Annotated in this window: 22 protein-coding genes; 8 read left to right on the top strand and 14 right to left on the bottom strand. The window is 68.0% G+C overall.

The window, feature by feature from the left end; all coding sequences use genetic code 11:
* Positions 1 to 52: 52 nt before the first annotated feature.
* Positions 53 to 1,312, bottom strand: a complete 1,260-nt coding sequence (locus tag ACP7CK_RS07570; protein WP_426025622.1) for a multidrug effflux MFS transporter — start codon at positions 1,310 to 1,312, stop codon at positions 53 to 55.
* A 128-nt stretch (positions 1,313 to 1,440) separates the two neighbouring features.
* On the opposite strand from ACP7CK_RS07570, the gene ACP7CK_RS07565 reads away from it, so the two are divergent.
* From ACP7CK_RS07565 to ACP7CK_RS07555, 3 genes are all read left to right on the top strand, one after another.
* Positions 1,441 to 2,886: an AMP nucleosidase gene (locus tag ACP7CK_RS07565; RefSeq protein ID WP_372704810.1), complete on the top strand. Its 1,446-nt coding sequence runs from the start codon at positions 1,441 to 1,443 to the stop codon at positions 2,884 to 2,886.
* A gap of 149 nt (positions 2,887 to 3,035) precedes the next feature.
* Entirely contained in the window at positions 3,036 to 3,659 is a 624-nt protein-coding gene (locus tag ACP7CK_RS07560) for a hypothetical protein (RefSeq protein ID WP_426025621.1), read from the top strand.
* On the top strand, positions 3,659 to 3,961 hold the full coding sequence (locus tag ACP7CK_RS07555) for a winged helix-turn-helix domain-containing protein (protein ID WP_154726070.1): 303 nt from the start codon (positions 3,659 to 3,661) through the stop codon (positions 3,959 to 3,961). Before ACP7CK_RS07560 ends, ACP7CK_RS07555 begins: the two co-directional genes overlap by 1 nt.
* Here ACP7CK_RS07555 and ACP7CK_RS07550 read toward each other — a convergent pair.
* Positions 3,958 to 4,791, bottom strand: a complete 834-nt coding sequence (locus ACP7CK_RS07550; protein WP_035308773.1) for an ABC transporter permease — start codon at positions 4,789 to 4,791, stop codon at positions 3,958 to 3,960. The two genes, ACP7CK_RS07555 and ACP7CK_RS07550, sit on opposite strands and share 4 nt — an antisense overlap.
* Positions 4,792 to 5,056: 265 nt before the next feature.
* On the opposite strand from ACP7CK_RS07550, the gene ACP7CK_RS07545 reads away from it, so the two are divergent.
* The gene (locus ACP7CK_RS07545) at positions 5,057 to 5,599 is read left to right on the top strand and encodes a GcrA family cell cycle regulator (protein WP_287927952.1); all 543 of its coding nucleotides are present in this window, start codon (positions 5,057 to 5,059) and stop codon (positions 5,597 to 5,599) included.
* Between the two features lie 533 nt (positions 5,600 to 6,132).
* Here the strand turns inward: ACP7CK_RS07545 and apaG are convergent.
* On the bottom strand, positions 6,133 to 6,540 hold the full coding sequence (apaG, locus tag ACP7CK_RS07540) for a Co2+/Mg2+ efflux protein ApaG (RefSeq protein WP_008263607.1): 408 nt from the start codon (positions 6,538 to 6,540) through the stop codon (positions 6,133 to 6,135).
* A gap of 81 nt (positions 6,541 to 6,621) precedes the next feature.
* Here apaG and ACP7CK_RS07535 point away from each other — a divergent pair, with 81 nt between their 5' ends.
* Positions 6,622 to 7,647, top strand: a complete 1,026-nt coding sequence (locus ACP7CK_RS07535) for a 2'-deoxycytidine 5'-triphosphate deaminase (protein WP_372704808.1) — start codon at positions 6,622 to 6,624, stop codon at positions 7,645 to 7,647.
* Positions 7,648 to 7,830: 183 nt separating this feature from the next.
* On the opposite strand, the gene ACP7CK_RS07530 is transcribed toward ACP7CK_RS07535, so the two are convergent.
* Positions 7,831 to 9,096, bottom strand: coding sequence for an MFS transporter (locus tag ACP7CK_RS07530; RefSeq protein ID WP_426025620.1), 1,266 nt, complete (start codon positions 9,094 to 9,096; stop codon positions 7,831 to 7,833).
* Positions 9,093 to 9,569, bottom strand: coding sequence for a cupin domain-containing protein (locus ACP7CK_RS07525; RefSeq protein WP_426025619.1), 477 nt, complete (start codon positions 9,567 to 9,569; stop codon positions 9,093 to 9,095). Before ACP7CK_RS07525 ends, ACP7CK_RS07530 begins: the two co-directional genes overlap by 4 nt.
* Positions 9,570 to 9,611: 42 nt before the next feature.
* On the opposite strand from ACP7CK_RS07525, the gene dapE reads away from it, so the two are divergent.
* Positions 9,612 to 10,799, top strand: coding sequence for a succinyl-diaminopimelate desuccinylase (gene dapE, locus ACP7CK_RS07520; protein ID WP_426025618.1), 1,188 nt, complete (start codon positions 9,612 to 9,614; stop codon positions 10,797 to 10,799).
* A 150-nt stretch (positions 10,800 to 10,949) separates the two neighbouring features.
* Here dapE and ACP7CK_RS07515 read toward each other — a convergent pair whose 3' ends face one another.
* Together ACP7CK_RS07515 and ACP7CK_RS07510 are read right to left on the bottom strand one after the other, a co-directional pair.
* A complete protein-coding gene (locus tag ACP7CK_RS07515; RefSeq protein ID WP_426025617.1) occupies positions 10,950 to 11,414 on the bottom strand; it encodes an SMI1/KNR4 family protein in 465 nt (154 codons plus the stop codon).
* 269 nt (positions 11,415 to 11,683) lie between these two features.
* Positions 11,684 to 12,988, bottom strand: coding sequence for an amidohydrolase (locus ACP7CK_RS07510; RefSeq protein WP_426025616.1), 1,305 nt, complete (start codon positions 12,986 to 12,988; stop codon positions 11,684 to 11,686).
* Between the two features lie 87 nt (positions 12,989 to 13,075).
* Here ACP7CK_RS07510 and ACP7CK_RS07505 point away from each other — a divergent pair, with 87 nt between their 5' ends.
* Both ACP7CK_RS07505 and ACP7CK_RS07500 read left to right on the top strand, forming a co-directional pair.
* On the top strand, positions 13,076 to 13,426 hold the full coding sequence (locus tag ACP7CK_RS07505) for a hypothetical protein (RefSeq protein ID WP_008260764.1): 351 nt from the start codon (positions 13,076 to 13,078) through the stop codon (positions 13,424 to 13,426).
* Between the two features lie 41 nt (positions 13,427 to 13,467).
* Entirely contained in the window at positions 13,468 to 13,899 is a 432-nt protein-coding gene (locus tag ACP7CK_RS07500) for an SRPBCC domain-containing protein (RefSeq protein ID WP_008261741.1), read from the top strand.
* 12 nt (positions 13,900 to 13,911) lie between these two features.
* On the opposite strand, the gene ACP7CK_RS07495 is transcribed toward ACP7CK_RS07500, so the two are convergent.
* The 7 genes from ACP7CK_RS07495 to cpaB are packed head-to-tail and all read right to left on the bottom strand — an operon-like array spanning position 13,912 to position 22,290.
* Positions 13,912 to 14,892 (bottom strand): type II secretion system F family protein, encoded by a 981-nt coding sequence (locus tag ACP7CK_RS07495; protein ID WP_426025615.1) that lies wholly within the window; start codon positions 14,890 to 14,892, stop codon positions 13,912 to 13,914.
* A gap of 10 nt (positions 14,893 to 14,902) precedes the next feature.
* Positions 14,903 to 15,883 carry a type II secretion system F family protein gene (locus ACP7CK_RS07490; RefSeq protein ID WP_426025614.1) on the bottom strand — a complete coding sequence of 327 codons (981 nt, stop codon included), beginning with the start codon at positions 15,881 to 15,883 and terminating at the stop codon, positions 14,903 to 14,905.
* Between the two features lie 4 nt (positions 15,884 to 15,887).
* Positions 15,888 to 17,540, bottom strand: a complete 1,653-nt coding sequence (locus ACP7CK_RS07485; RefSeq protein ID WP_426025613.1) for a CpaF family protein — start codon at positions 17,538 to 17,540, stop codon at positions 15,888 to 15,890.
* Positions 17,541 to 17,543: 3 nt separating this feature from the next.
* Entirely contained in the window at positions 17,544 to 19,118 is a 1,575-nt protein-coding gene (locus tag ACP7CK_RS07480; protein WP_426025612.1) for an AAA family ATPase, read from the bottom strand.
* Positions 19,119 to 19,128: 10 nt separating this feature from the next.
* Positions 19,129 to 19,818 (bottom strand): CpaD family pilus assembly protein, encoded by a 690-nt coding sequence (locus ACP7CK_RS07475; protein ID WP_292149170.1) that lies wholly within the window; start codon positions 19,816 to 19,818, stop codon positions 19,129 to 19,131.
* A gap of 4 nt (positions 19,819 to 19,822) precedes the next feature.
* Positions 19,823 to 21,376, bottom strand: a complete 1,554-nt coding sequence (locus tag ACP7CK_RS07470; protein ID WP_426025611.1) for a type II and III secretion system protein family protein — start codon at positions 21,374 to 21,376, stop codon at positions 19,823 to 19,825.
* On the bottom strand, positions 21,373 to 22,290 hold the full coding sequence (gene cpaB / locus ACP7CK_RS07465; RefSeq protein ID WP_426025610.1) for a Flp pilus assembly protein CpaB: 918 nt from the start codon (positions 22,288 to 22,290) through the stop codon (positions 21,373 to 21,375). Before cpaB ends, ACP7CK_RS07470 begins: the two co-directional genes overlap by 4 nt.
* Positions 22,291 to 22,332: the final 42 nt, after the last annotated feature.

The following is a 22,332-nucleotide window of genomic DNA, read 5'->3' as shown; positions in this document are numbered from 1 at the left end:
CCGGAGAACGCGCGGAAACGTCGAAAAGATCAAGCCTGCGGTCGGTAAAGCCTCAGTGCGCCGTCGCGCCGGGCGCGTGATGCGACCGGAACAGCCGGCCGCGCTCGGCGAACAGGACCCAGGCCAGGGCGATCAGGCCGAAGACGGTGAAGCCCAGCACCATGGGCACGGTGGTGCCGTTGAACTGTTGACCCACCGCAAAACCCAGCAGCGAGCCGAAGATGGTGGAGACGAAGCCCTGGATCGAGGCGGCGGTGCCGGCGATATGGCCCATGGTCTCCATGGCCATGGCGCCGAAGTTGCCGGCGATCAGGCCGAAGCAGAACATGGTCAGGGTCTGCAGCACGGCGAAGGTCCAGATCGATTCATGCCCGCTGATCGCCACGGCGGCGTGGACGGCCGAAATGGCGGTGAAGCCGATCAGGGCCGTGTGCGAGATCTTGCGCGATCCCAGCCGGACCACCAGCCGCGCATTGACGATCGAGGCCACGGCGATGCCGCCGGCGATCAGGGCGAAGACGGCCGGGAAGGCCGCCTCGGCGTCGAAGACGTCGGCGAAGATCTGCTGCGACGAGTTGATGAAGCCGAACAGCGCCCCGGTGATGGCCGTCATGGCCAGGGTGTAGCCGACGGCGGTGCGGTCGGTCAGGGCGGTCCTGTAGGCCGAGGTCAGGCGTTTCACCCGGATCGGCAGCCGATCCTCGGGCTTCAGCGTCTCGGGCAGACGAAGCGACGCCCAGACGATCAGGCCCACGCCGATCAGGCCCAGGCCCGCGAAGATCCAGCGCCACGGTCCGACCAGCATGATCAACTGCCCCAGCGACGGGGCCAGGATGGGCACGCCCAGGAAGACCAGGAAGCTGAAGGACATGACCCGGGCCATGGTGCGGCCTTCGTAGCGGTCGCGTACGATGGAGACGGCCAGCACGCGGGTGCAGGCGCTGCCCAGGCCCTGGCCGATCCGCGCCAGGATCAGCATGTCGAAGGTGGGCGCCAGGGTCGCCAGCAGGCTGAACACCACATAGACGCCGACGCCGAACAGCAGTACGGGCTTACGCCCGAACCGGTCCGCCAGCGGGCCGTAGAACAGCTGGGCCCCGCCGAAACCGAGCAGATAGGCGGTCACCACCCACTGGCGGTCGTTGTCGGTCGTCACGTTCAGGTCGGCGCCGATGTGGGGCAGGGCCGGCAGCATCGAGTCGATCGCCAGGGCGTTCAGCGCCATCATCAGGGCGATCAGGCAGACGAACTCGACGAAGCCGGGCTCCTTCCTGGCGGGCTGGGCGGGCGGCGAGGCAGGTGCGGCGGACATGCCCGGCAGATGCCCGGCAATCGCCCGAACCGCAACCGCGCAGGCGTCATAAATTGCTGCAATGCAGCGAAATCGAGATTGAAGCCGCAACGCCTCGCCATTGTCACGAAGCTTCGCTAGAGGAAGTCATGACAGAACAGATGACAGCACAGGCGGCGCTGGACCGCCTCGAAACCCTCTACACCCAATCCGTGACCAACCTGCGCGACGCCGTGCGGGATTTCGTCGAGACCGGCGCGCGGCCCGATCCGCTGAAACGCGCCGAAGGGGTGTTCGCCTATCCGGAACTTCGCATCCGCTGGGACGGGGATCGTCCCCAGGACCTGGAGCCGCGCGCCTACGCCCGGCTGTCGAAACAGGGAACCTACGCCACCACGATCACGCGGCCGGACCTGTTCCGCCCCTATCTGACCGAACAGCTGGGCCTGCTGGAGCAGGAGTACGCCGCGACCTTCGAGGTCGGGATCTCGAAGCAGGAAATCCCCTTCCCCTATGTGACCGACGGTCTCGAGGTGGCGCTGGACCGGTCGATGACGGCGGCCCTGGCGCGCTGGTTCCCGACCACGGACCTGGCCCATATCGGCGACGAGATCGCCGACGGCCTGTTCGACATGGGCGGCGACTTCCCCCTGTCGCATTTCGACGGACTGAGGACCGACTTCTCGCTGGCGCGGCTGCGGCACTACACCGGCACGCCGGTGGACGATGTCCAGTCCTATGTCCTGTTCACCAACTATAATCGCTATGTCGACGAGTTCGTGCGCTGGGCCATCGAGCAGCTTCAGACGCCGGGCACGCCGTACGAGACCCTGTCCTGCGCCGGCGGGGTGGTGATCACGCGCGACACGCCCAATCCCGAGGCCTCGATCAGCGACACGGCCTGGAAGAAGCACCAGATGCCGGCCTATCACCTGACCGCGCCGGGCCATAAGGGCGTGACCCTGGTCAATATCGGCGTCGGCCCGTCCAACGCCAAGACCATCACCGACCACCTGGCCGTCACCCGCCCGCATGTCTGGCTGATGATCGGCCACTGCGGCGGCCTGCGCGCCAGCCAGACCATCGGCGACTATGTCCTGGCCCACGCCTATCTGCGCGACGACCATGTTCTGGACGCGGTGCTGCCGCCGGACATTCCGATCCCCTCGATCGCCGAGGTCCAGCGCGCCCTGTACGATGCGACCAAGTCGGTCAGCGGCATGCCCGGCGACGAGGTCAAGCTGCGCCTGCGCACCGGCACGGTGGTCACGACCGACGACCGGAACTGGGAGCTGCGCTATTCGAAGTCGGCGCTGCGCTTCAACCAGAGCCGGGCCGTCGCCATCGATATGGAAAGCGCCACCATCGCCGCCCAGGGCTACCGGTTCCGCGTCCCCTACGGCACCCTGTTATGCGTCTCGGACAAGCCGCTGCACGGCGAGATCAAACTGCCGGGCCAGGCCAACCGCTTCTACGAAGGCTCGATCTCGGAACACCTCCAGATCGGCATTCAGGCGGTGGACCTGATGCGCAACGAGGGTTCGCGCCTGCACTCCCGCAAACTCCGCGCCTTCGACGAGCCGCCGTTCCGGTGATCGCCGCTTGCCTCCTCCCCGCCCTTGCGGGGAGGGGGCCGCCGCGCCACTGCCCCATATGTGGGGAGGGGTCTAATGTCGAGAAAGAACTTTACAAACAAAAGTACATTGTGCATCCTGTGATCATCGGATTTCAGGAGGAGGGCGCCATGACGCGCGACACACAGACTATCCAGGACGACATCGCCTATATGCGGGCCTTGGCCCACGAGGGGCGGCACGCGCCGTTGCTGGCGGGGCCGGTGCTGGTGACGGCCGCGGTTATTTTCGGGGCGGCCAATCTGGCTCAGTGGGCTCTTCTCACCGACGTGATCGACGCCTCGCCCTGGGCGCCGGTCTGGCTCTGGATCGGATCCGGCCTCGTGTTTGGCGCGGCCCTGGCGGTTCTGATCGGTCGGATGAAGGGCAAGCCGGGCTTCAACTCGTCGGGCAATCGCGCGGTCGGCTCTGCCTGGTCGGCGGTTGGATATGGGATCTTCGCCACCTGGATGGGGTTTATGGCCATGGGGCTTAAGTCTGGCGATTGGTCGGTGATGATGGCCATGCCGACCATCGTCTTCGTGGCCTATGGCTCGGCCTGGATAATCGCGGGCACCATGACGTGCGTGCGCTGGATGACGATGACGGGGATCCTGTCCTACATCGGCGCTGTGGTGGTGGGGTGGTTCGCCGGCGACATGGCCATGTACCTGGTCTTCACCGTGGTGATCTTCGCCGTCGCCTTTGTTCCCGGCCTGATCCTGATGCGGCAGGAACCGTCGGAGATCGTCTGATGGCGGATGATTTCGATATCAGCCGGATCGACGAGGTGATCCACGGGCGAATCCGGCTGGGGATCATGGCCTATCTGTCCGGGGCCGAGGCGGCGGATTTCAACACGCTGAAGGCCCGGTTGCAGACGACCGACGGCAATCTGTCGGTCCATCTGCGAAAGCTGGAGGAGGCGGGCTTCGTCGCCGTGACCAAGAGCTTCGTCGGCCGCAAGCCCCTGACCGAGGCCCGGCTGACCGAAGAGGGCCGGACCGCCTTCGTCGCCTATCTGGACGCCATGGCGGGGCTGCTTCCGGCGCGCTAGCTCTTCAGACGCCAGCCCGAGCGGAACACCAGCCAGCAGACGACTCCCATGACGACCATCAGCACGGCCGAACCGATCACGCCGACCGTCAGGTTGCTCTCGGCATGGCCGATGAAGCCGTAGCGGAAGCCGTCGATCAGATAGAAGAAGGGATTGTAGCGGCTGAACGAGCGGAACGGCTCGGGCAGGTTGTCGACCAGATAGAAGGTGCCCGACAGGAAGGTCATGGGCATGACGATGAAGTTCTGGACCGCCGACAGATGGTCGAACTTCTCGCTCCAAAGGCCCGCCAGAATCCCGGTCATGCCCATGATGAAACTGGCCGCTAGGGCGAACCAGACGATGGCGAAGACATTGGCCACGCCGAGCGGCGCGAACGGCAGGACGCACAGGGCCGTGACCAGACCGACCACCGCCCCGCGCGTCGCGGCGCCCAGGGTGAAGCCCATCGTCAGCTCCAGCGGGCTGAGCGGCGGGGTCAGGAAGTCGGTGGCCGTGCCCATGATCTTGGCCTGGATCAGGCTGGACGAGGCGTTGGCGAAGGCGTTGTTCAGCACCGCCATCATGATCAGGCCGGGCGCCACGAACAGGGCGAAGGGCGTGCCGTGCAGCGGCGGCCGGGCGCCCTGAAGCGCGACCACGAAGACCAGCATATAGAGCAGGGTCGTCACCACCGGCGCCGCCACCGTCTGGGCCCCCACCTTCCAGAACCGCCGCACCTCGCGCAGATACAGGGTCTGCACCCCGATCCAGTTGATCCCCGGGTAGCGTCGCGGCTGCGGCAGTCCGGCGGGGCGGGTGGAGATCAGGTCGGGCGTGGTCTCGGTCATGGCCGCCAGATGCGCTCTGAGGCCTGTCTTCGCAAGGTCGGGGTGACTCGTGACTGGTGAATCGTGGCCTTCGCTGACTCACGATTCACGCGTGACGCCTGACGAACCCGTCTTAACCTTAACGAAGATTCAATATCTGGTTTCTGTGGACGGTTGATTCGCACATCTTGCGTCTCTTAATGGCTGGTTTACGATTAGTGGTAGGTCAAGACCCCGGAGGGGGAGCCTGGACCTAGATATTGAATCCAAACTCGCTGAGGGTGGCATGACCGCAGGCTGGACCGACGACCGCGTAGGCGCGCTGAAGAAGCTCTGGCTCGAGGGCCAGTCTGCGAGCCAGATCGCCAAACAATTGGGCGGCGGGGTCACCCGCAACGCCGTGATCGGCAAGGTGCACCGTCTGGGCCTGTCGGGCCGGGCCGCTCCGTCGCAGCCGGCGCGCACCGCGACCAGCTTCCGCACCACCCGCCCGCGTCCGGCCGCTCCGGCCGCGACCCCGGCCCAGGCGCCCCAGCCTTCGGCTCCGCGCCGCCTGGAAGCCGTCTCGTCCAAGCCGGTCCCGCCGACGCCCCCGGCCGCCCCGATCCCGGACCTGCCGGGCACGGCCACGGTCATGACCCTGGGCGCGCACATGTGCAAATGGCCGATCGGCGACCCGTCCTCGCGGGAGTTCAGCTTCTGCGGCCGCCGCGCCTCGGAAGGCGTCTATTGCGTCGAACACGCCCGCGTCGCCTACCAGCCGCAAGTCCGTCGCGGCGCCAAGGAAAGCGGTTCGGATCTGGCCCGCAGTCTGCGTCGCTACATCTAAGGGCGCTATCGCGCTTCGCGCTACTTGAGCGCGGCGCTTCGCGCGGGAGCGCACGAATGCGCTCAAGTCGTGAGCGACCGCGTCGCGAACATAGCGCCACAAAGAGATGCTCTCTAGGGAGCCGACTTCCCCCTCGCCGGTCTGCGCAAGCGGCCGGCGAGACTTCAGGGGGCGGGGCTGCGGTTCATCCGGGTTGACGCAGCCCCATCCGCCTTGGTTGCGGTGCTTCCATCAGAAACGTCCCAACTGGTTGTAGAGAGCCACAGGCGGACGTTAGCGAGTTCTTCAGCGGACGACGGCAGGTTGGCGTCATGAGCATACCGGACCGCGTCATCGTCGTTGGAGCCGCCCTTCCGGCCGCGCTTGGATTTCCCGCCGCGCTTGGCTTGACGCACGACCTTATGGTCTCAGGATTTGTCGGGCTGGCCGCCAGTCTCGTCGGCGTCGCCATCTCCCTGACGCCGCCCGTTCGCAGAGCGAGAGTGCGCCTGCTGCGGCGGAAATATCCCGCTGAATCGTAAACTTCATAGATCTCAGTTCAACACCCGCCGCGCATCCGGCGTATCCAGCGAGAACGCCGGAATCTCCGCCTCGAAACTGCGGCCGTCCGCGTCCGTCATATAATAGGCGCCGACCATCGACCCGCTGTCGGTCGGCAGCGGGCAGCCCGAGGCGTAGGCGTAGCTGGCGCCCGGCTCGATCACCGGCTGTTCGCCGACCACGCCGGGGCCGCGCACCTCCTCGACATGGCCGTGACCGTCGGTGATGGTCCAGCGGCGCGCCATCAGCTGCACCGTCGATCCCGTCAAGTTCACGATCTCGATCTGATAGGCCCAGACCCAGCGGCCCTCGTCGGGGTCCGACTGGCCCGCCAGATAGCTGGGCCGGACCCGGATCAGGATGCCGTTGGTTTCGGCGGTATAGGCAGGACCATCGTGCATGGGCTATATGCTCGCCCCGCCGCGCGCGGGCTGCAAGCGCGACTTGGAGACAAGCCGCGAAAACCGTGTGAGACAGACGCCATGAGCTCCTTCCAAGCGCCCCGTCCCGGCATCCTGCCCGCCCAGTCCATCGAGACGCTGATCGCCGCCGGCGCCATCACCTCCGACACCCCGTTCGATCACGACCAGGTCCAGCCGGCCAGCCTGGACCTGCGCCTGTCGGACCAGGCCTGGCGCGTGCGCGCCTCCTTCCTGCCCGGCCGACGCAAGGTCGAGGAACGGATCGCCGACGTGGCCATGCACGCCATCGAGATCACCGACGCCGGGGTCGTTCTGGAAAAGGGCTGCGTCTATATCGTGCGCCTGCAGGAGCGGCTGAACCTGCCCCAGGGCCTGATCGCGCGGGCCAATCCCAAGTCCTCGACCGGCCGGGTCGATGTCTTCGTGCGCCTGCTGACCGATCAGGGCGCCAGTTTCGACGACGTGGCCGAGGGCTATGACGGCCCCCTCTATATGGAGGTCGCGCCCCAGACCTTCTCCATCCTGGTGCGGCCGGGCACCCGGCTGAACCAGCTGCGTCTCAAGGCCGGCGATCCGCCCAAGCTGGAGACCCGCTCGGTCGGCGTCGATCTGCAGGGCGGCGACATCGTCGGCTTCCGGGGGCGACGCCACGCCGGGGTGGTCGATCTGGATCATATCGACGGCCACGACCCGCGCGACTTCTGGGAGCCGCTGACGCTGCGTCGCGGCGAACTGCTGCTGGATCCGGGCGAGTTCTATATCCTGGCCTCGTCCGACGACGTCGAGATCCCGGTCGATCAGGCCGCCGAGATGACCCCCATCGACCCGTCGGTGGGCGAGTTTCGCGTCCACTACGCCGGCTTCTTCGACCCCGGCTTCGGCACGGACGAGGCGCATGGCGCGGGGTCGAAAGGCGTGCTGGAAGTCCGCACCCACGACACCCCCTTCCTGCTGGAACACGGCCAGATCGTCGCCCGCCTGGTCTACGAACCCCTGACCGAACGGCCCAGCCGCCTGTATGGCGAGAGCGGCAGCCACTATCAGAACCAGGGCCTGAAGCTGTCGAAACATTTCAGGGCGTGGTGAGCCACAGGCCTCTCCCTCCCCCTGCGGGGGAGGGGGGCTGAGCCGCAGGCGAAGCCGGGCGGGGCGGGCCGGGCGACGCGTCGCAGACCTCGCCCGATCAAGTCCGTGCGTCGTCGCCTGGCCGCCCCCACCCCGTCGCTACGCGACGCCCCTCCCCCGCAGGGGGAGGGAGAGACGGAGACCTCACGTCAGCCGATCCGCCTTCCTCAGCCCCGGGAACATCGCCGACCAGGCGCCCGTCGCCGCCAGCGCGCCGACCCCGCCGAACACCGCCGCCCCGACCGCGCCCAACATGCGCACCATGACGCCGGAATAGGCCTCGCCCAGCTCGTTCGAGGCGCCGATGAACAGCATCGACACCGACGAGACCCGGCCGCGCATATGATCGGGCGTGGCCAGCTGGATCAGGGTCTGGCGCACATTGACGCTGATCATGTCCGCCGCCCCGCCGATCAGCAGGGCCAGACCGGACAGCCAGACGATCCTGGACAGGCCGAAGGTCAGGGTGCAGATGCCGAACACCGCCACGGCCGAGAACATCCAGCGCCCGCCGTTCCGCCGGATCGGGAACCGGCTCAGATAGATGGCCATGCCCATGGCCCCCACCCCGAAGGCCGCGCGCAGCAGGCCGAAGCCCTGGGGTCCGACATGAAGGATGTCGCGGGCGAAGATGGGCGTCAGAAGCGCGACGCCCGCCAGCAGGACCACGACCAGGTCCAGGGAGATGGCGCCCAGGACGATCTTGGTCTTCCACACATAGGCCAGCCCCTCCTTGACCGAGTCGATCGGCGACAGGGGATTGGCCTGGGGCGCGGGCTTGCCGCCGGTGCGGATCAGGATGAAGGCCGCGACCGCCAGCAGGAACATGCCCAGGGACACGGCATAGGCCAGGGGCACATTGACGCCGACGATCACGCCGCCCAGGGCCGGGCCGGCGATGGCCCCGGTCTGGAAGGCGATGGACTGGGCCGCGATGGCGGGCGGCAGGGCCTTGCGCCCCACCACCATGGGCAGGAAGGCCTGGCTGGCCGGCGCCAGGAAGGCCCGCGCCGCGCCGAACAGGGCCGCCACCGCCAGCAGACCCCACAGGGGCGGGTTTCCGTGAAGCGCCATGGCCAGGAACGACCCGGCGCAGGCCGCCTCGACCAGGATGGAGATCCACACCGTGCGCTTGCGGTCGCGCCGGTCGGCCATGGCCCCGGCCGGCAGGGTGAAGGCCAGCAGCGGCAGGAACTGACACAGGCCGACCAGGCCCAGATACAGGCTGGCCTCCTCGATCGGATGGTCGCGCCGGGCGATCTCATAGACCTGCCACAACAGGGCCGAGGACTGGATCTGGATCGCCAGCACGGCGACCACGCGGCCGAACCACAACAGGCGGAAATCGCGGATGCCCCACGGACTGTCGGGGCCTTCGGCAGGGGCGGTGTCGGTAGAGTCTGAGGTCACGTGCGTCTGGGCTGTTTCGGATAGGGCGAACCGTCGCGGTGGAAGTATCGGTCCGCGCCCGCAGGCAGGACCATGTCGATATCGGGGTAGTCGCAAGGGGTGACGGTCGGGCTGCGCGTGCCGACCTCCAGCAGAACCGCCTCATGGCCGGATCGGTTCTCGATCCTGTGGCCGTTCGGAACGCCGGCCTTGAAGCCGGCGCAGTCGCCGGCGCGCAGCACGGTCTCGCCCTCGTCCTCGATCAGGACGACCTCGCCCTCGACCACCATGACGAACTCGTCCTCGGCTTCGTGCCAGTGGCGCTGGCTGGACCAGGCGCCGGCGGGCAGACGCAGCAGATTTACGCCGAACTGGCTCAGGCCCGCCGCATCGCCCAGCTTCCAGCGGCGGCGCGACAGGCAGGGGCCGGCGAACTCGTCCGGATAGGTCGTGCCGTCGCCCCGGGGCGCGCTGTCGATGTCGATCTTGGGCATGGGCCTTCTCGCCGTGACGCGATGTCCGTAAAGCATAGGCGCATGAGCCGCGCATCAACTCCTGTGATCGATCCTGTCGAACTGACCCGCGACCTGATCCGTATTCCGTCCGTCACCCCCGCAGACGAGGGGGCGATGGACGTGCTGGAACGCCATCTGACGGCCCTCGGCTTCCACTGCCGCCGGCTGGCGTTCGAGGGGCCGGGGGGCGAAGGGGTCCATGCGCGGATCGAGAACCTGTACGCCCGGCGCGGAACCGCCTCGCCCAATCTGTGTTTCGCCGGCCATACGGACGTGGTGCCGACCGGGCCGTCGGAACAGTGGTCGTCGCAACCCTTCACCGCCGAGGTCAGGGACGGCGTCCTGTACGGCCGGGGCGCGGTGGACATGAAGGGCGGGATCGCCGCCTGGGTCGCCGCCGTGTCCCAGGTGCTGGCCGAGGACGAGCCGAAGGGCTCCCTCTCCTTCCTGATCACCGGCGACGAGGAAGGCCCGGCGCTACACGGCACCAAACGGGTGGTCGAGACGCTGGCGGCCGAGGGCGAGGTGATCGACGCCTGTATCGTGGGCGAACCCTCGTCGTCGCAGCACCTGGGCGACATGATCAAGGTGGGTCGGCGCGGCTCGCTGAACACCTGGATCACAGTCACGGGCAAACAGGGCCACGTCGCCTATCCCGAACGGGCGGCCAATCCGGCCCCGGTGATCGCCCGGCTGATGAGCCGGCTGAACGACCATGTGCTGGACGACGGCTATGAGGGTTTCCCGCCGTCGAACCTGGAGATCACCACGATCGACATCGGCAATCCAGCGACCAACATCATTCCGGCCGAGGCGAAGGCGCGGCTGAACATCCGCTTCAACCCCAGCCATACGGGGGACGGCCTGATCGACTGGCTGAACCGCGAGGCCGGGGCCATGCAGGCCGAGACCGGGCTGCAGATCACCCTGGAGCACCTGTGTTCCGGCGAGGCCTTCCTGACCGAGCCCGGCGTCTTCGTCGCGGCGGTTCAGGACGCGGTCGAGGCCGTCGCCGGCCGCCGCCCCGAAGCCTCGACCACCGGCGGCACCTCCGACGCCCGCTTCATCCGCGCCCTGTGCCCGGTGCTGGAACTGGGCCTGGTCGGCCAGACCATGCACCAGATCGACGAACGGGTGCCGACAGCGGAGCTGGAGGCGCTTACGGCGGTCTATCGCCGGGTGATCGAGACGGTGTTCGAGCGGCTGTGATGATGTCCGTCTCCTCCCCGCTTTGCGGGGAGAGGGACCGCGAAGCGGTGGAGGGGTCTGTCCGCCCCGCCGAGTCCGGGGCAAGAGCCCCTGCTTCACGGCGCTGAAGAAGCGCCGCACCACCTCCCCGCTAGGCTGGAAGGAGACACGCTAGTCGAACGGAACAAACCTGAGGTCCAAGTATTGCTGGATCCAATCCCTGAAGGAAGGGGCGACTAAAGAGGTCTCGCCTGTTTCGTGGTCAAAGAACCAGACGGCGGAACCGGGGCTGGGCGCAGTGCCGTCAAAGGCAAACAGATTGCCCATGCAATCCGAGGCGAAGGCGATCATCTGGACCGGCAGCCCCATTTCGCGCCAGCCCAAGGTCGATGCGACCATCTCTTCCGGCGGGAGAAAATCGGACACGTCGGCGAAATCGGCCTCGGCCTCGCAAACGCTAGTCAGAAGAGCGGCGGTCGGCCGAGGCAGACCGATCTCGATGATCGCTTCGCGAAAGTCCGCCGGCAAGCGACCGCCGAGTTGCTGCTCCGCGGTCGCCAGATCGGCGGCCCGGACCGGAGCCGGTCGATACTCGGGATGAGACCATTTCAACGCGAAGTCGGCGAGAGGGCGCATATAGTCTCCAAGCGTTTTGGCGTGCTCCCCACGCGGGGGCCGAAGACGCTAACCCAGGCAGCGAAGGTGATCCACGTGCCGCGCCGACAAATCGGCTTCACCGAAGAGGAGACGTCGCCCCCTCCCCGCTCTGCGGGGAGGGGGACCGCGAAGCGGTGGAGGGGTCTGTCCGCCGCACCGAGTCCGGGGCAAGAACCCCTCCGTCACGGCGCTGAAGAAGCGCCGCGCCACCTCCCCGCGAGGCGGGGAGGAGACAGAGGGCGTGCGACTTAGCTCCGCTCCAGAAACCGCAGCGCCGTCAGCACATGCGTCTTCACCCCCAGCGGCAACACCTTCTCGTTCGGCGAGAACTCCGGCGAGTGGTTCGGCGCGGACTGGGACGGGTCCACGCCGTCGGGACTGGCCCCAAGATGATAGAAGACGCCGGGGATGGCCTGCTGGAAATAGCTGAAGTCCTCGGCCACCGTGGTCGGGGGCGTGGCGGGGTTGACGTTGCCGGGGCCGGCCGCCTCGGTCAGGACCGGGGCCAGCCAGGCGGACAGGCCGGGGTCGTTGAAGACCAGGGCGGCGTTCTGTTTGACGCCGAACTCGGCGGTGGCGCCATAGGCGGCGGCGACATGGTCGATGGCGGTCTCGGCGCGGGCGACCAGGGCGTCGCGCTGGGCGACGTCGAAGGTGCGAAGCGTGCCCGACAGGGTCGCGCTGTCGGGGATGATGTTGTAGCGGACGCCGGCGTTCAGGGTGGCGATGGTGAAGACCGTCGGGGTGGTGGTCGGATCGACCGTGCGGGCGGTCAGGGTGTTGACCGTCTCGATCACCTGACCCGCCACCGCGATCACGTCCACGCCGCGCCAGGGCCAGGCGCCGTGGGTCTGTTTGCCCTTCAGCACGATATCGACCCGGTCCGAGGCGGCCATGAAGCCTTCGGGCCGATAGAAGACGCTGCCGGGGCGGCCGGGGACGACGTGCAGGCCGAAGATGGCCTCGGGCCTGGGATCGTTCAGCGCGCCCTCGGCGATCATCAGGGCGGCGCCGCCCTTGGGCTCGCCGGGAGGGGCGCCCTCTTCCGCCGGCTGGAAGACGAAGACCACCGTGCCGGCGATCTGGTCCTTCATCCCGGCCAGAACCTGGGCCGCGCCCATCAACATGGCCATGTGCATATCGTGGCCGCAGGCGTGGGCCACGGGAACCGTATTGCCCATGTATTTGCCGGTGGCGGTGGAGGCGAAGGCCAGGCCCGTGGCCTCCTGCACCGGCAGGGCGTCCATGTCGGCGCGCAGGGCCACGATCCGACCGGGACGGGCGCCGCGCAGGACGCCTATGACGCCGGTCTTGCCGACCCCGGTGCGGACCTCCAGCCCCAGGGACCGCAGGTGATCGGCGATGACGGCGGCCGAGCGGGTCTCGGCGAAGCCCAGTTCGGGATGCTGGTGGAAGTCGCGGCGCCAGTCGACCACCTGGGGCGTCACGCGCTGGACGGCGGCGTCCACGCTGGCCGCATCGACGGCCTGGGCCTGGGCGGAACCGGCCGCGAGCAGCAGCGCCAGGGTGGAGACGGCGAACAGGCGACGCATGTGGATATCCCGTAAAATCGGAGAAGCCGCAGGATGAGGGCGCCGGGGCCGCTTGTGCAACGACCATCGCTCGGCGAAACTCGAATCATGGCCAAGCCGATCAAGAGCACGACGACCGAGTGGCGCGACGTCGTGCTGGTGTGCCGCAAATGCTCCAAGAAGCTGGACGGCGGCTTCGGGCCGGACGGCGATCTGACGCTGAAGAAGGCCCTGCGGAAATATCTGCACCTGAAGAAGGGCAAGAAGGGGCGCAAGGGCGAACTGACCGTGGCGGGGACCGACTGTTTCGACATCTGCCCCAAGGGCGGGGTGGTGGCGGTCAACGCCGCCCATCCCAAGAAACTGCTGATCATCCCGGCCGGCGCCGACCTGTTCGAGGTCAAGACGCGGCTGGGGCTGGACGACGGGCGGCGGCTGAAGGTGGTCACGCCCGACTGAGACGTCTTTCTTCCGCCGCCCAGTCGTGCCAGATCGGCGGCATGGACGACACCAAGATCGAGAAACGCGCCGGCGTGCGGGCGACCTCCGACCGGATCTGGGAGCTGGTCTCCGACCTGTCGCGCTGGAACGAATGGAATCCGCACGAGACCGAGGTCTCGGGCGCCATCGCCTTCGGCGGCCAGTTGACCCTGACCGAGGCCTTTCCCGGTCAGCCGGAGCGCGCGGTCGTGGCCCGCATCGCCGACTGGCGGCCCTATGTGCGGCTGGTCTGGACCGAGAACCGGGGCTTCCTGTTCCGCACCCTGCGCTACATCGACATCGAGGAGCTGGAAAAGGGCAGCTGCATCGTCTCGTCGGCGCACAAGTTCGCGGGGCTGAGGGGCGAGCTGTTCCACGACAAGCACCGGATCGCCCTGCGCGACGCGCATCAGGCCATCGTCGACAATCTCAAGGCCGCAGCCGAGGCCTGAAGCGCCGCCGGATCAGCCCTTGGCCATCGTGTCCATGATGTTCAGGATCGCCGGCCCCAGGATGACGATGAACAGGACCGGCAGGAAGAACAGGATCATCGGCACGGTCAGCTGAGCCGGCAGGGCGGCGGCCTTCTTCTCCGCCGCCGACAGCCGCAGGTCGCGGTTTTCCTTGGCCATCACCCGCAGGGCCGCGGACAGGGGCGTGCCGTAGGTCTCGGCCTGGGTCATGGCGACGGCGACGGATTTGACGCCGGGATGGTTGGTCCGCTTGCCCAGGTTCTCGTAGGCCATGCGCCGGTCCGGCAGATAGCTGAGTTCGGCGGACAGCAGGGACAGCTCCTCGGCCAGTTCGATGGACGATGTGCCGATCTCCTGGCTGACCTTGGCGATCGCCGCCTCGATCGACATCCCCGCCTCGACGCAGATCAGCAACAGGTCGAGGGCGTCGGGGAAGGCCTGCATGATCGAGGTGCGGCGCTTGGTGATCCGATTGGTCAGAAACAGGTTGGGCGCATAGAAGCCCGCGACGGCGCCGGCCATGCAGGCGGTGATCTTCTGCATCGTGGGCCAGTCCACGACCTTGATCACGAACATGTAGAAGGCGACCACCATCAGGAAGATGAAGGGCGAGGCGAAGCGGAAGAAGTAGAAGGTGGTCAGGGGGCGCGGGCCGCGATAGCCGGCCTGGGCCATCTGGTCGGCGACCTTGGGATCCTCCAGCAGCTTGGTAAGGTTCAGCCGGTCCACGACCCGCTTCTTGAACCCCTCGTCGTCCGTGTGGCGCAATCCGCCCGGCCCCGTGTGGATGGCGGCCCGGGAGCGGCGCTTGAGTTCGTCGCGGCGTTCCGACACCGCCTTCATCCGCTGGTCCAGCTTCACCCCGCCCGTCATCGACGACAGCAGGGTCAGGACGGTGGCGAAGACGAGCACGCCCACGCCGAGGCTGAGCAGGTTCTGCGGGTCGGTGATGAAGCGAATGAAGGCGTCCACGGTCCCGACCTCAGATCTTGAACGAGATCATGCGCTTCATGACGAAGATCCCCGTCCCCATCAGGGCACCCGCCAGGAGCAGCAGCGCGTTGCCGCGGATGTCGGTGAACAGGGCCATCATGTAGCCGGGGCTGGTGAACATCACCATCGTCATGACGGCCGGCGGCAGGGAGGCGATGATGCCTGCGGACGCCAGGGCTTCCGAAGACAGGGCCTTGACCTTCTCGCGCATCATCCGCCGCGCGCGCAACACGGTCGACAGATTGCTGAGCGCCTCGGCCAGATTGCCGCCCGTCTTCTGCTGGATGGCGATGACGATGGTGAAGAACCTCAGTTCCGGGGTCGGCATCTGTTCGAACATCTTGCCCAGCGCCTGTTCCAGGGTCATGCCGACGCCCAGGGCCTCCACGAGCTTCTTGAACGCCGGGCCGAGGGGGGCGGGGCTTTCGCGGGCGATGATCTTGAAACACTCGTGGACCGGCAGGCCCGACTTGATGCCGCGAACGATGACGTCCACCGCATTGGGAAACTCCAGCGAGAATTTCTTCATCCGCGCCTTGGCCAGGAAGCCGACGATCCAGCGCGGCAGGCCCAGGCCGACGACGATCGCGAGGCCGAGAACGATCAGGATGTGCAGGCCGAAGGCCAGGGCGGCGACGGCGGCGATCAGGCCCACCCCGCCGCTGACGATGTAGAAGGTGCGGACGCTGATCGTCAGTCCGGCCTGTTTCAGCTTGGCCGCCATATTGGCGCGCGCCTTGCGCTCGCGGCGCTCGGCTTCCTGGAGCTGGACCATGATCTGCTTGCGGCGCGCCTCGGGCGTATTGGCGGCGGCCGCGGCCTTGCGCGCCGTGGCGGCGTTGCGCTTTCCCTCGCCCAGGTTCTGCGCCCGTTTGACCGCCTGACCGGACGAATCGTCGCCGCCGACGAAGACCCAGCCCAGGCCGCCGATGGTGATGAAGGCCAGAACGGCGGCGAGGATCGGCAACATGTCCCTACTCCGCCGCGTCCAGGGCGTCCGCCAGTTCGCGCTCCAGGCCGTAATAGCGGGCGCGGTCCCAGAAGCGGGGACGGGCGATGCCGGTCGACCGGTGACGGCCGATGATCTTGCCGTTCTCGTCCTCGCCGGTGATGTCGTAGACGAACAGGTCCTGGGTGACGATCACATCGCCTTCCAGGCCGACGACCTCGGTGATGTGGGTGATGCGGCGCGAGCCGTCGCGCAGACGCGCGGCCTGGATGATGACGTCGACCGAGCCGACGATCATCTCGCGGATGGTCCTGGACGGCAGGCCGTAGCCGCCCATGGTGATCATCGATTCCATCCGGCTGATGGCCTCGCGCGGGGAGTTGGCGTGCAGCGTGCCCATGGAGCCGTCGTGGCCGGTGTTCATGGCCTGGAGCAGGTCGAAGGCCTCGGGTCCGCGCACCTCGCCGACGATGATCCGTTCGGGACGCATCCGCAGGCAGTTCTTCACCAGGTCGCGCATGGTGATCATGCCCTGGCCTTCGAGGTTCGGCGGGCGCGTCTCCAGACGCACCACATGCGGCTGCTGCAGCTGCAGTTCGGCCGCGTCCTCGCAGGTGATGACCCGTTCGGTGGGGTCGATGAAGGCCGTCAGGGTGTTCAGCAAGGTCGTCTTGCCCGAGCCCGTGCCGCCCGAAATCACCAGATTGCATCGCGAGGCGCCGATGACGCCCAGGACGCGTGCGCCCTCGGGACTGATGGAGGCGTACTCCACCAGATTCTTCATCGTCAGCTTGTCCTTCTTGAACTTCCGGATCGTCAGCGTCGGCCCGTCCAGCGCCAGGGGCGGGGCGATGACGTTGACGCGCGAACCGTCCGGCAGGCGGGCGTCGCAGATCGGGCTCGACTCGTCCACGCGGCGGCCGACCTGGGACACGATCCGCTGGCAGATGTTCATCAGCTGGGCGTTGTCGCGGAAGCGCACATTGGTCAGCTGGACCTTGCCCCCGACCTCGATGAAGACCCGGCCGGCGCCGTTGACCATGATGTCGGCGATGTCGTCGCGGGCCAGCAGCGGCTCCAGCGGGCCGTAGCCCAGGACGTCGTTGACGATGTCCTGGACCAGATGCTCCTGCTCGGCGACCGACATGGAGACGTTCTTGATCGCCACCAGTTCGGCGACGATGTCACGGATCTCTTCCGACGCCGCCTTGGTGTCCAGCTGGGCCAGCTGGGCCAGGTCGATGGTGTTCATCAACGCATTGAAGATGGTGGTCTTCGTGGCGTGATAATAGTCGCTCTGTTCCCGGACGATCTCGGCGACCGCCTGGGCCTTCTTCAGCTGTTCGAACCCGGCCGTGGCCTTGGGACCGGGCGCGGGCTTGCCGCCCGGCGCGGCGGGGGCCGCGGCCTCGGGGGTCGGGCGGGACGCCAGGGCGTCAAGGCGGTCAGCCTTGGCGGCCGGCTGGGCCTGGGGCTGGGCCTGCCCCGAAGCGGCCGGGGCGAAGGCCTCGACAGCGGGCTCGAGGTCGGCCGCGCCGCCGAAGGCGAAGGCCTCGGTCTGGACGCCCGGCGCGGACTGTCGCGGGGCGAACTCGGGCGCGGCGCCGGCGACGCCCGCAGGGGCGGGACGCATCGGAGCCGGAACGACGCCGGGCTGACCTGTGCGCTTGCCGAACACCCGTCAGCGCTTCTTGAACATGGAGGCGAACAGGGATTTCGACTCGGTCGAAGCCGCCTTTCCGGGCTTGGCCTTGGGTCCGGCGATGACGGGGATTTCCCGACGCGACACGATCTGGGCCAGGGTCTGGAAGGCCTCGGCCGCCTTGGTCTTGGCGCCGGCGTCCAGGATCATCTGGCCGTTGTTGGCGGCGGCGCCGAAGGTCTTGGCGTCGAAGGGGATGATCAGGCTGGGATGAACGCCCAGGGCGGCGCCGAAATCCTTGGCCGGGATCTCGGGACGACCGGGCACCCCGACCTGATTCAGCACCAGGCGCGGCGGGGCGTCGTTCGGGCGGCCCGAACGGATCAGGTCCATCATGTTCTTGGCGTTGCGCAGGGCCGCCAGGTCCGGCGTCGCCACGATCACCACCTCGTCGGCGCTGATCAGGGTGCGGCGCATCCACGGCGACCAAAGGTGCGGCAGGTCCAGGACCACGAAGGGCGCGGTCGAGCGGATGCGCGTCGTCACCTCCTCGAAGGCCTCGGTCGAGATGTCCCAGTCGGTGTCCAGGGTGGCGGGCGCCGCGAACAGGCTGAGCTTGTCGGTGCAGCGGACCATCATCCGGTCCAGCAGGGTCGAGTCCAGTCGGTCGGGCTGGCCCAGGGCGTCGGCGACGCCGCTCAGCGGATCCTGGTTGAAATCCAGGCCGGCGGTGCCGAACGGCAGGTCATAGTCGACGATGACCGTATTGGCGCCGATCCGCTCCGAGATCGCATAGGCGGTGTTGTGCGCCACGGCCGAGGCTCCGGCCCCGCCCCGCGCGCCGACGAAGGCGATGGACCGGCCGACAAACGGTTGCGCCGGATCGTTGAACAGGCCGCCGATGGCCGCGATCAGTTGCAGGGGCTGGAGCGGGCCCACCAGATATTCGCTGACCCCGCGACGCATCAGCTCGCGGAACAGCAGGATGTCGTTGGTCGGCCCCACGACGACGACCTTGGTGCCGGCGTCGCAGACCTCGGCCAGCTGATCCACTTCCCACAACAGGGTCTGAGGGTCTTTCAGACATTCGACGATGATCAGCGGCGGGGTCGGTTCGTGCTGATAGGTCTCGACGGCGGCCATGATCCCGCCGATGCGGATCTGGGTGGTGGCGCGCGACAGGCGTCGGTCCTGGGCGGCGCGCTCGGCCGCCGCCAGGGTGTCCTGACGTTCGGCGAAGACATGGATGGCGATCCGCGGCACCGACACTTCGCCGATGGATCCGACGGCCGCGAGACCGGCGGGAGCCAGGCCAGAAGGCGCCAGGGCGGACTGGACCGCACTGGACGGGGCAGGGCCCGCGTCCGTCGTCGGCGCCAGAGTCGATTGCGCCTGTGCCAGCAGGTCGCCGACAGGATTGAAGCCGGGGGCGCTCGTGTTCTGGGTCGGCGCCTGCATCACGGGCTGAGCCGCAGTCTGAACCGCCGAGGCCGGCGGGGTGAACTGCAAGGGGGAGCGCCCGGAGTCGCCCGGAAAAGCGGCGGCTGCCTCGGAGAAGTCCATATCGACGTCGAAGCCGTCGTCGAAAGGTTCGAGAGGGTGAGGGGCGGACATGGTCAACGGCCTATTCCACAGCCGTCGAGACACGTGAACGCTGCACCATTTGTTCCTGCGGGGCGGCGGTCGGCAGACCTTGGCGATAGCGATCGAAGACCACCGAACGCCGGCCCGCCTCGGGGGGCGTCAGGGCGCGGGGCGCCGCGATGTCGCGCGGATCGGCGATCTGGGCGGCCAGATTGGCAGTGACGGCGCAGCCGAAGTTCGAACCGGACATATTGTCTCCGGTCCGGCTCAGATTACCCCACGCGGCGCCGCAGCGCGGCACGGCGGCCTGGACCGTTTCGAACCCGACCAGAACCGGCGCGCGGGGGTCAGGCCCCGCATAGCTGACGACGCGAAGACGGTTCGGATCCAGGCCGATCTGCGCCAGGGCGGCGCGCGTGTCGTAGGCTGTCTTGGCGGCCACCGAGTCTTCCCCGGCCGGGGCCTCGATCACGATGACGCCCGCCCCGGCGGCGGCGAACCGCTGGGCCAGGTCGCGCAGAGCCGCGTGCTGATTGGCCGACAGTCCCTGTTCGTGGACGGCCAGGGCGATACGGTCCAGACCGGTCTCGACCTGAAGCGAATAGCGCGAGGTCGGGGTCAGAGGCGGCGGGCCGCCCAGACTGGCCGGGCCGCCCACACAGCTAGCCAGCCCCAGGACCGATCCGGAAAGGATTAGGGACAGAACGCGCGTTCTTGAGGTTCGGATCATGCGCCTACTCGATCACATAGCCGGCCGCCCCTTGCCACACGGCGCCCGATCGGGCGGTTGGGCTGGGCGATCCATAGATCTGGTTCAACTGACCAAACAGGATGGTCTGCGAGTCGCTGGCGATACGCAGGCCGTCGGCCGGCGTCTGCATCCGGTCGGGCGAGGTCGGGCTGACGATATAGGGCTCGACGATCACGACCAACTCAGTCTCGCCATTAAGGTAATCGCGTGAGCGGAACAACTGTCCCAGCACCGGCAGATTGGTCATGCCGGGCAAGGCGTCGATGGCTTGACGGGTGTTTTCCTGGAGCAGGCCGGCGATCATCATGGAACCGCCCGACGAGAGTTCGACCGTGTTCTCGCTGCGGCGAACCGACAGCCCCGGCAGGCTGACGGACGAGGTGGTGCCTGCCCCGATTGTCAGGCCGCCTTGAGACGTCAACTCCGACACCTCGACCTTGACCTGAAGACTGATACGCCCCGCGTCCAAGACTACCGGCCGGAAGCTGAGCGCCACCCCGTAAGGTTTGTAGACGACCGTGATGTTGCCGTCGCGGTCTCGACCGGACGGAATCGGGAACTCGCCCCCGGCCAGGAAACTGGCGGCTTCGCCGTTAACCGAGGTCAGGTTCGGCTCGGCCAGCGTCCTAAGCAGACCGACACGCTCGAACGCCTTAACCGTGGCGCTGCCCTTGTTAAGATCATTCGAACCTGGCCCCGTGCCGGGTTGGGCCGTATCCCAGTTTGATGCGTCGTCTGGCCCTCTGACCGTGACGGGGCAAAGCGCGCCTGGGGTCCAGCCGGGGCCGACGCAAGGCCTTTGCATCTGATAATTCTTGGTCGTATCGCGCGACAAGCCCGCGCTGATGCCGCCGATCAGCCCGCCGTTGACTCCCCAGGTGGCGGAGTTTCCAAGCAGCCACTGAGTGCTGCCCAGTTGGCCGACCACAGCCGAGGTGTCGAACCCCAACTGTTTGATGGCGCTGCGCTGGACCTCGACCACCCGGACCTTCAGGGTCACCTGGTCGGATCCGGCGACGCTGATCATGTTCAGCACCTTTTCCGGCGCGGACACGAAGGCGCGGGCCACCTGAGCGGCCTGGACGGCCTGGGCCGGAGAATCGGCGACCCCGCTCAGGATCACGCTGTCGTTGACCGCCTCGGCGCGGATCTGGCTGCCCGGAACCAGCCGGCTGAGCGTGTCCTGCAGCGCGCTGGTTCCCGCATCGACCCGCACCCGCAGGCTCAGGATGGTGCGGCCGGCGGCGTCCAGGAAGACGGCGTCGGTCTCGCCGGGCGCAATCCCGATCACGGTGATGCGGCGCGGCGAATGCAGCATGGCCTCGGCCACCTGCGGATTGGCGACGATCACGTCGCGGGCGTCGGCCGGCAGATCGACCGCGAAGGACGTCCCGCGCGGCAGATTGATCAGTTGCGGCGCGGCGCCCATGGACACGGCGGCGCGCGTCTGGGCCAGGCCGGCGACCGGGGCGGCCCCCAGGCCGGCCAGCAGGACGCAGGCCAGGGCGACGGTCTTGCGCACGGGCGTCTTCCTCATGGGGTGGTCACCACTTCCGGTTCGCCGCCGCGATAGACGCGGACGCTGCGGGACGCGCTGGCGACGGCCCGGGGCGCACGGGTCGCGCCCGAGGGCCCGGCCGTGTCCGCATAGGAGCGCAGCGACAGCGACAGTTCACCCTCGGACTTGGCCTGGGCCAGCAGCACGGCGTCCTGGGGGCGGACCTCCAGGGTGGCGGTCGCGCCGACCACGGCCTGGGCGTCGTCGCCGGCCCGCGTGGACTGGTCGATGGCCAGAACCTTGACGTTCTGCATCACGGTGGCTGAGGAATATTTGGCCGTTGCGCCGCCGCCCTCGACGGCCGAGCCGCCGCGTTCGTTCTGCACCGTCAGGACCACATCGACCCGGTCGCCGGGCAGGATGAAGCCGCCGGCGGCGGATTCCACCGTCACGGCGATGGCCATGGCCCGCATGCCGGGCTCCAGATAGGCGGCCAGATAGCCGCTGTCGCCGGCGCGCACGATCTTGCGGCCGACGATGGGCTCGCCGGCCAGGATGGGTTCGCGCACCACCGAACCGATATAGTCGGACTTGGCGCCGGGACCGGCCATCTGGCCGGCGGCCTCGGCCACGCGCTCGACGGCGGCGCCGGCCTTTTCGCCGGCGCCTTCGGGGGCGGGCTTGGCGGGAATGGGCGTGGAGCCGTCGGTGATGAAGGCGGGATTGACCTCGTCGACCGGCCAGTCCTTCCAGGCCAGGTCCGCCTCGGCCAGGCGTTTGCCCGGCTCCAGATTCTTGGCCGCGACCAGGATCTTGGCCATCGGCCGGGTCTCGACGGGCGCGGCGGCGGCGGGGGCGGCGGGTTCGCCGTTCCCCATCGCGCGGACGACCAGCGCCAGGCCCAGGGCCGACACGGCGGCGATACAGATGACGGCGATGCGGGCGGGCTTCATCCAGAGGTCTCCGGCAGGCGTGACGACCCGGAGTCGATCCTC

The sequence above is a fragment of the Brevundimonas sp. TSRC1-1 genome, from assembly GCF_049898245.1.
In the GTDB taxonomy this organism is placed as follows: domain Bacteria; phylum Pseudomonadota; class Alphaproteobacteria; order Caulobacterales; family Caulobacteraceae; genus Brevundimonas; species Brevundimonas mediterranea_A.
The sequence above is the reverse complement of the archived record's forward strand: the minus strand, read 5'-3'. Positions and strand labels throughout refer to the sequence as shown.

Coding starts and splice junctions, on each gene's coding strand:
- ACP7CK_RS07480 (WP_426025612.1), bottom strand. CDS start 19,118: ATGTCCGCCCCTCACCCTCTCGAACCTTTCGACGACGGCTTCGACGTC.
- ACP7CK_RS07490 (WP_426025614.1), bottom strand. CDS start 15,883: ATGTTGCCGATCCTCGCCGCCGTTCTGGCCTTCATCACCATCGGCGGC.
- ACP7CK_RS07545 (WP_287927952.1), top strand. CDS start 5,057: ATGACCGCAGGCTGGACCGACGACCGCGTAGGCGCGCTGAAGAAGCTC.
- ACP7CK_RS07500 (WP_008261741.1), top strand. CDS start 13,468: ATGGACGACACCAAGATCGAGAAACGCGCCGGCGTGCGGGCGACCTCC.
- ACP7CK_RS07505 (WP_008260764.1), top strand. CDS start 13,076: ATGGCCAAGCCGATCAAGAGCACGACGACCGAGTGGCGCGACGTCGTG.
- ACP7CK_RS07565 (WP_372704810.1), top strand. CDS start 1,441: ATGACAGAACAGATGACAGCACAGGCGGCGCTGGACCGCCTCGAAACC.
- ACP7CK_RS07515 (WP_426025617.1), bottom strand. CDS start 11,414: ATGCGCCCTCTCGCCGACTTCGCGTTGAAATGGTCTCATCCCGAGTAT.
- cpaB (WP_426025610.1), bottom strand. CDS start 22,290: ATGAAGCCCGCCCGCATCGCCGTCATCTGTATCGCCGCCGTGTCGGCC.
- ACP7CK_RS07475 (WP_292149170.1), bottom strand. CDS start 19,818: ATGATCCGAACCTCAAGAACGCGCGTTCTGTCCCTAATCCTTTCCGGA.
- ACP7CK_RS07535 (WP_372704808.1), top strand. CDS start 6,622: ATGAGCTCCTTCCAAGCGCCCCGTCCCGGCATCCTGCCCGCCCAGTCC.
- ACP7CK_RS07555 (WP_154726070.1), top strand. CDS start 3,659: ATGGCGGATGATTTCGATATCAGCCGGATCGACGAGGTGATCCACGGG.
- ACP7CK_RS07550 (WP_035308773.1), bottom strand. CDS start 4,791: ATGACCGAGACCACGCCCGACCTGATCTCCACCCGCCCCGCCGGACTG.
- ACP7CK_RS07525 (WP_426025619.1), bottom strand. CDS start 9,569: ATGCCCAAGATCGACATCGACAGCGCGCCCCGGGGCGACGGCACGACC.
- dapE (WP_426025618.1), top strand. CDS start 9,612: ATGAGCCGCGCATCAACTCCTGTGATCGATCCTGTCGAACTGACCCGC.
- ACP7CK_RS07570 (WP_426025622.1), bottom strand. CDS start 1,312: ATGTCCGCCGCACCTGCCTCGCCGCCCGCCCAGCCCGCCAGGAAGGAG.
- ACP7CK_RS07560 (WP_426025621.1), top strand. CDS start 3,036: ATGACGCGCGACACACAGACTATCCAGGACGACATCGCCTATATGCGG.
- ACP7CK_RS07510 (WP_426025616.1), bottom strand. CDS start 12,988: ATGCGTCGCCTGTTCGCCGTCTCCACCCTGGCGCTGCTGCTCGCGGCC.
- ACP7CK_RS07470 (WP_426025611.1), bottom strand. CDS start 21,376: ATGAGGAAGACGCCCGTGCGCAAGACCGTCGCCCTGGCCTGCGTCCTG.
- apaG (WP_008263607.1), bottom strand. CDS start 6,540: ATGCACGATGGTCCTGCCTATACCGCCGAAACCAACGGCATCCTGATC.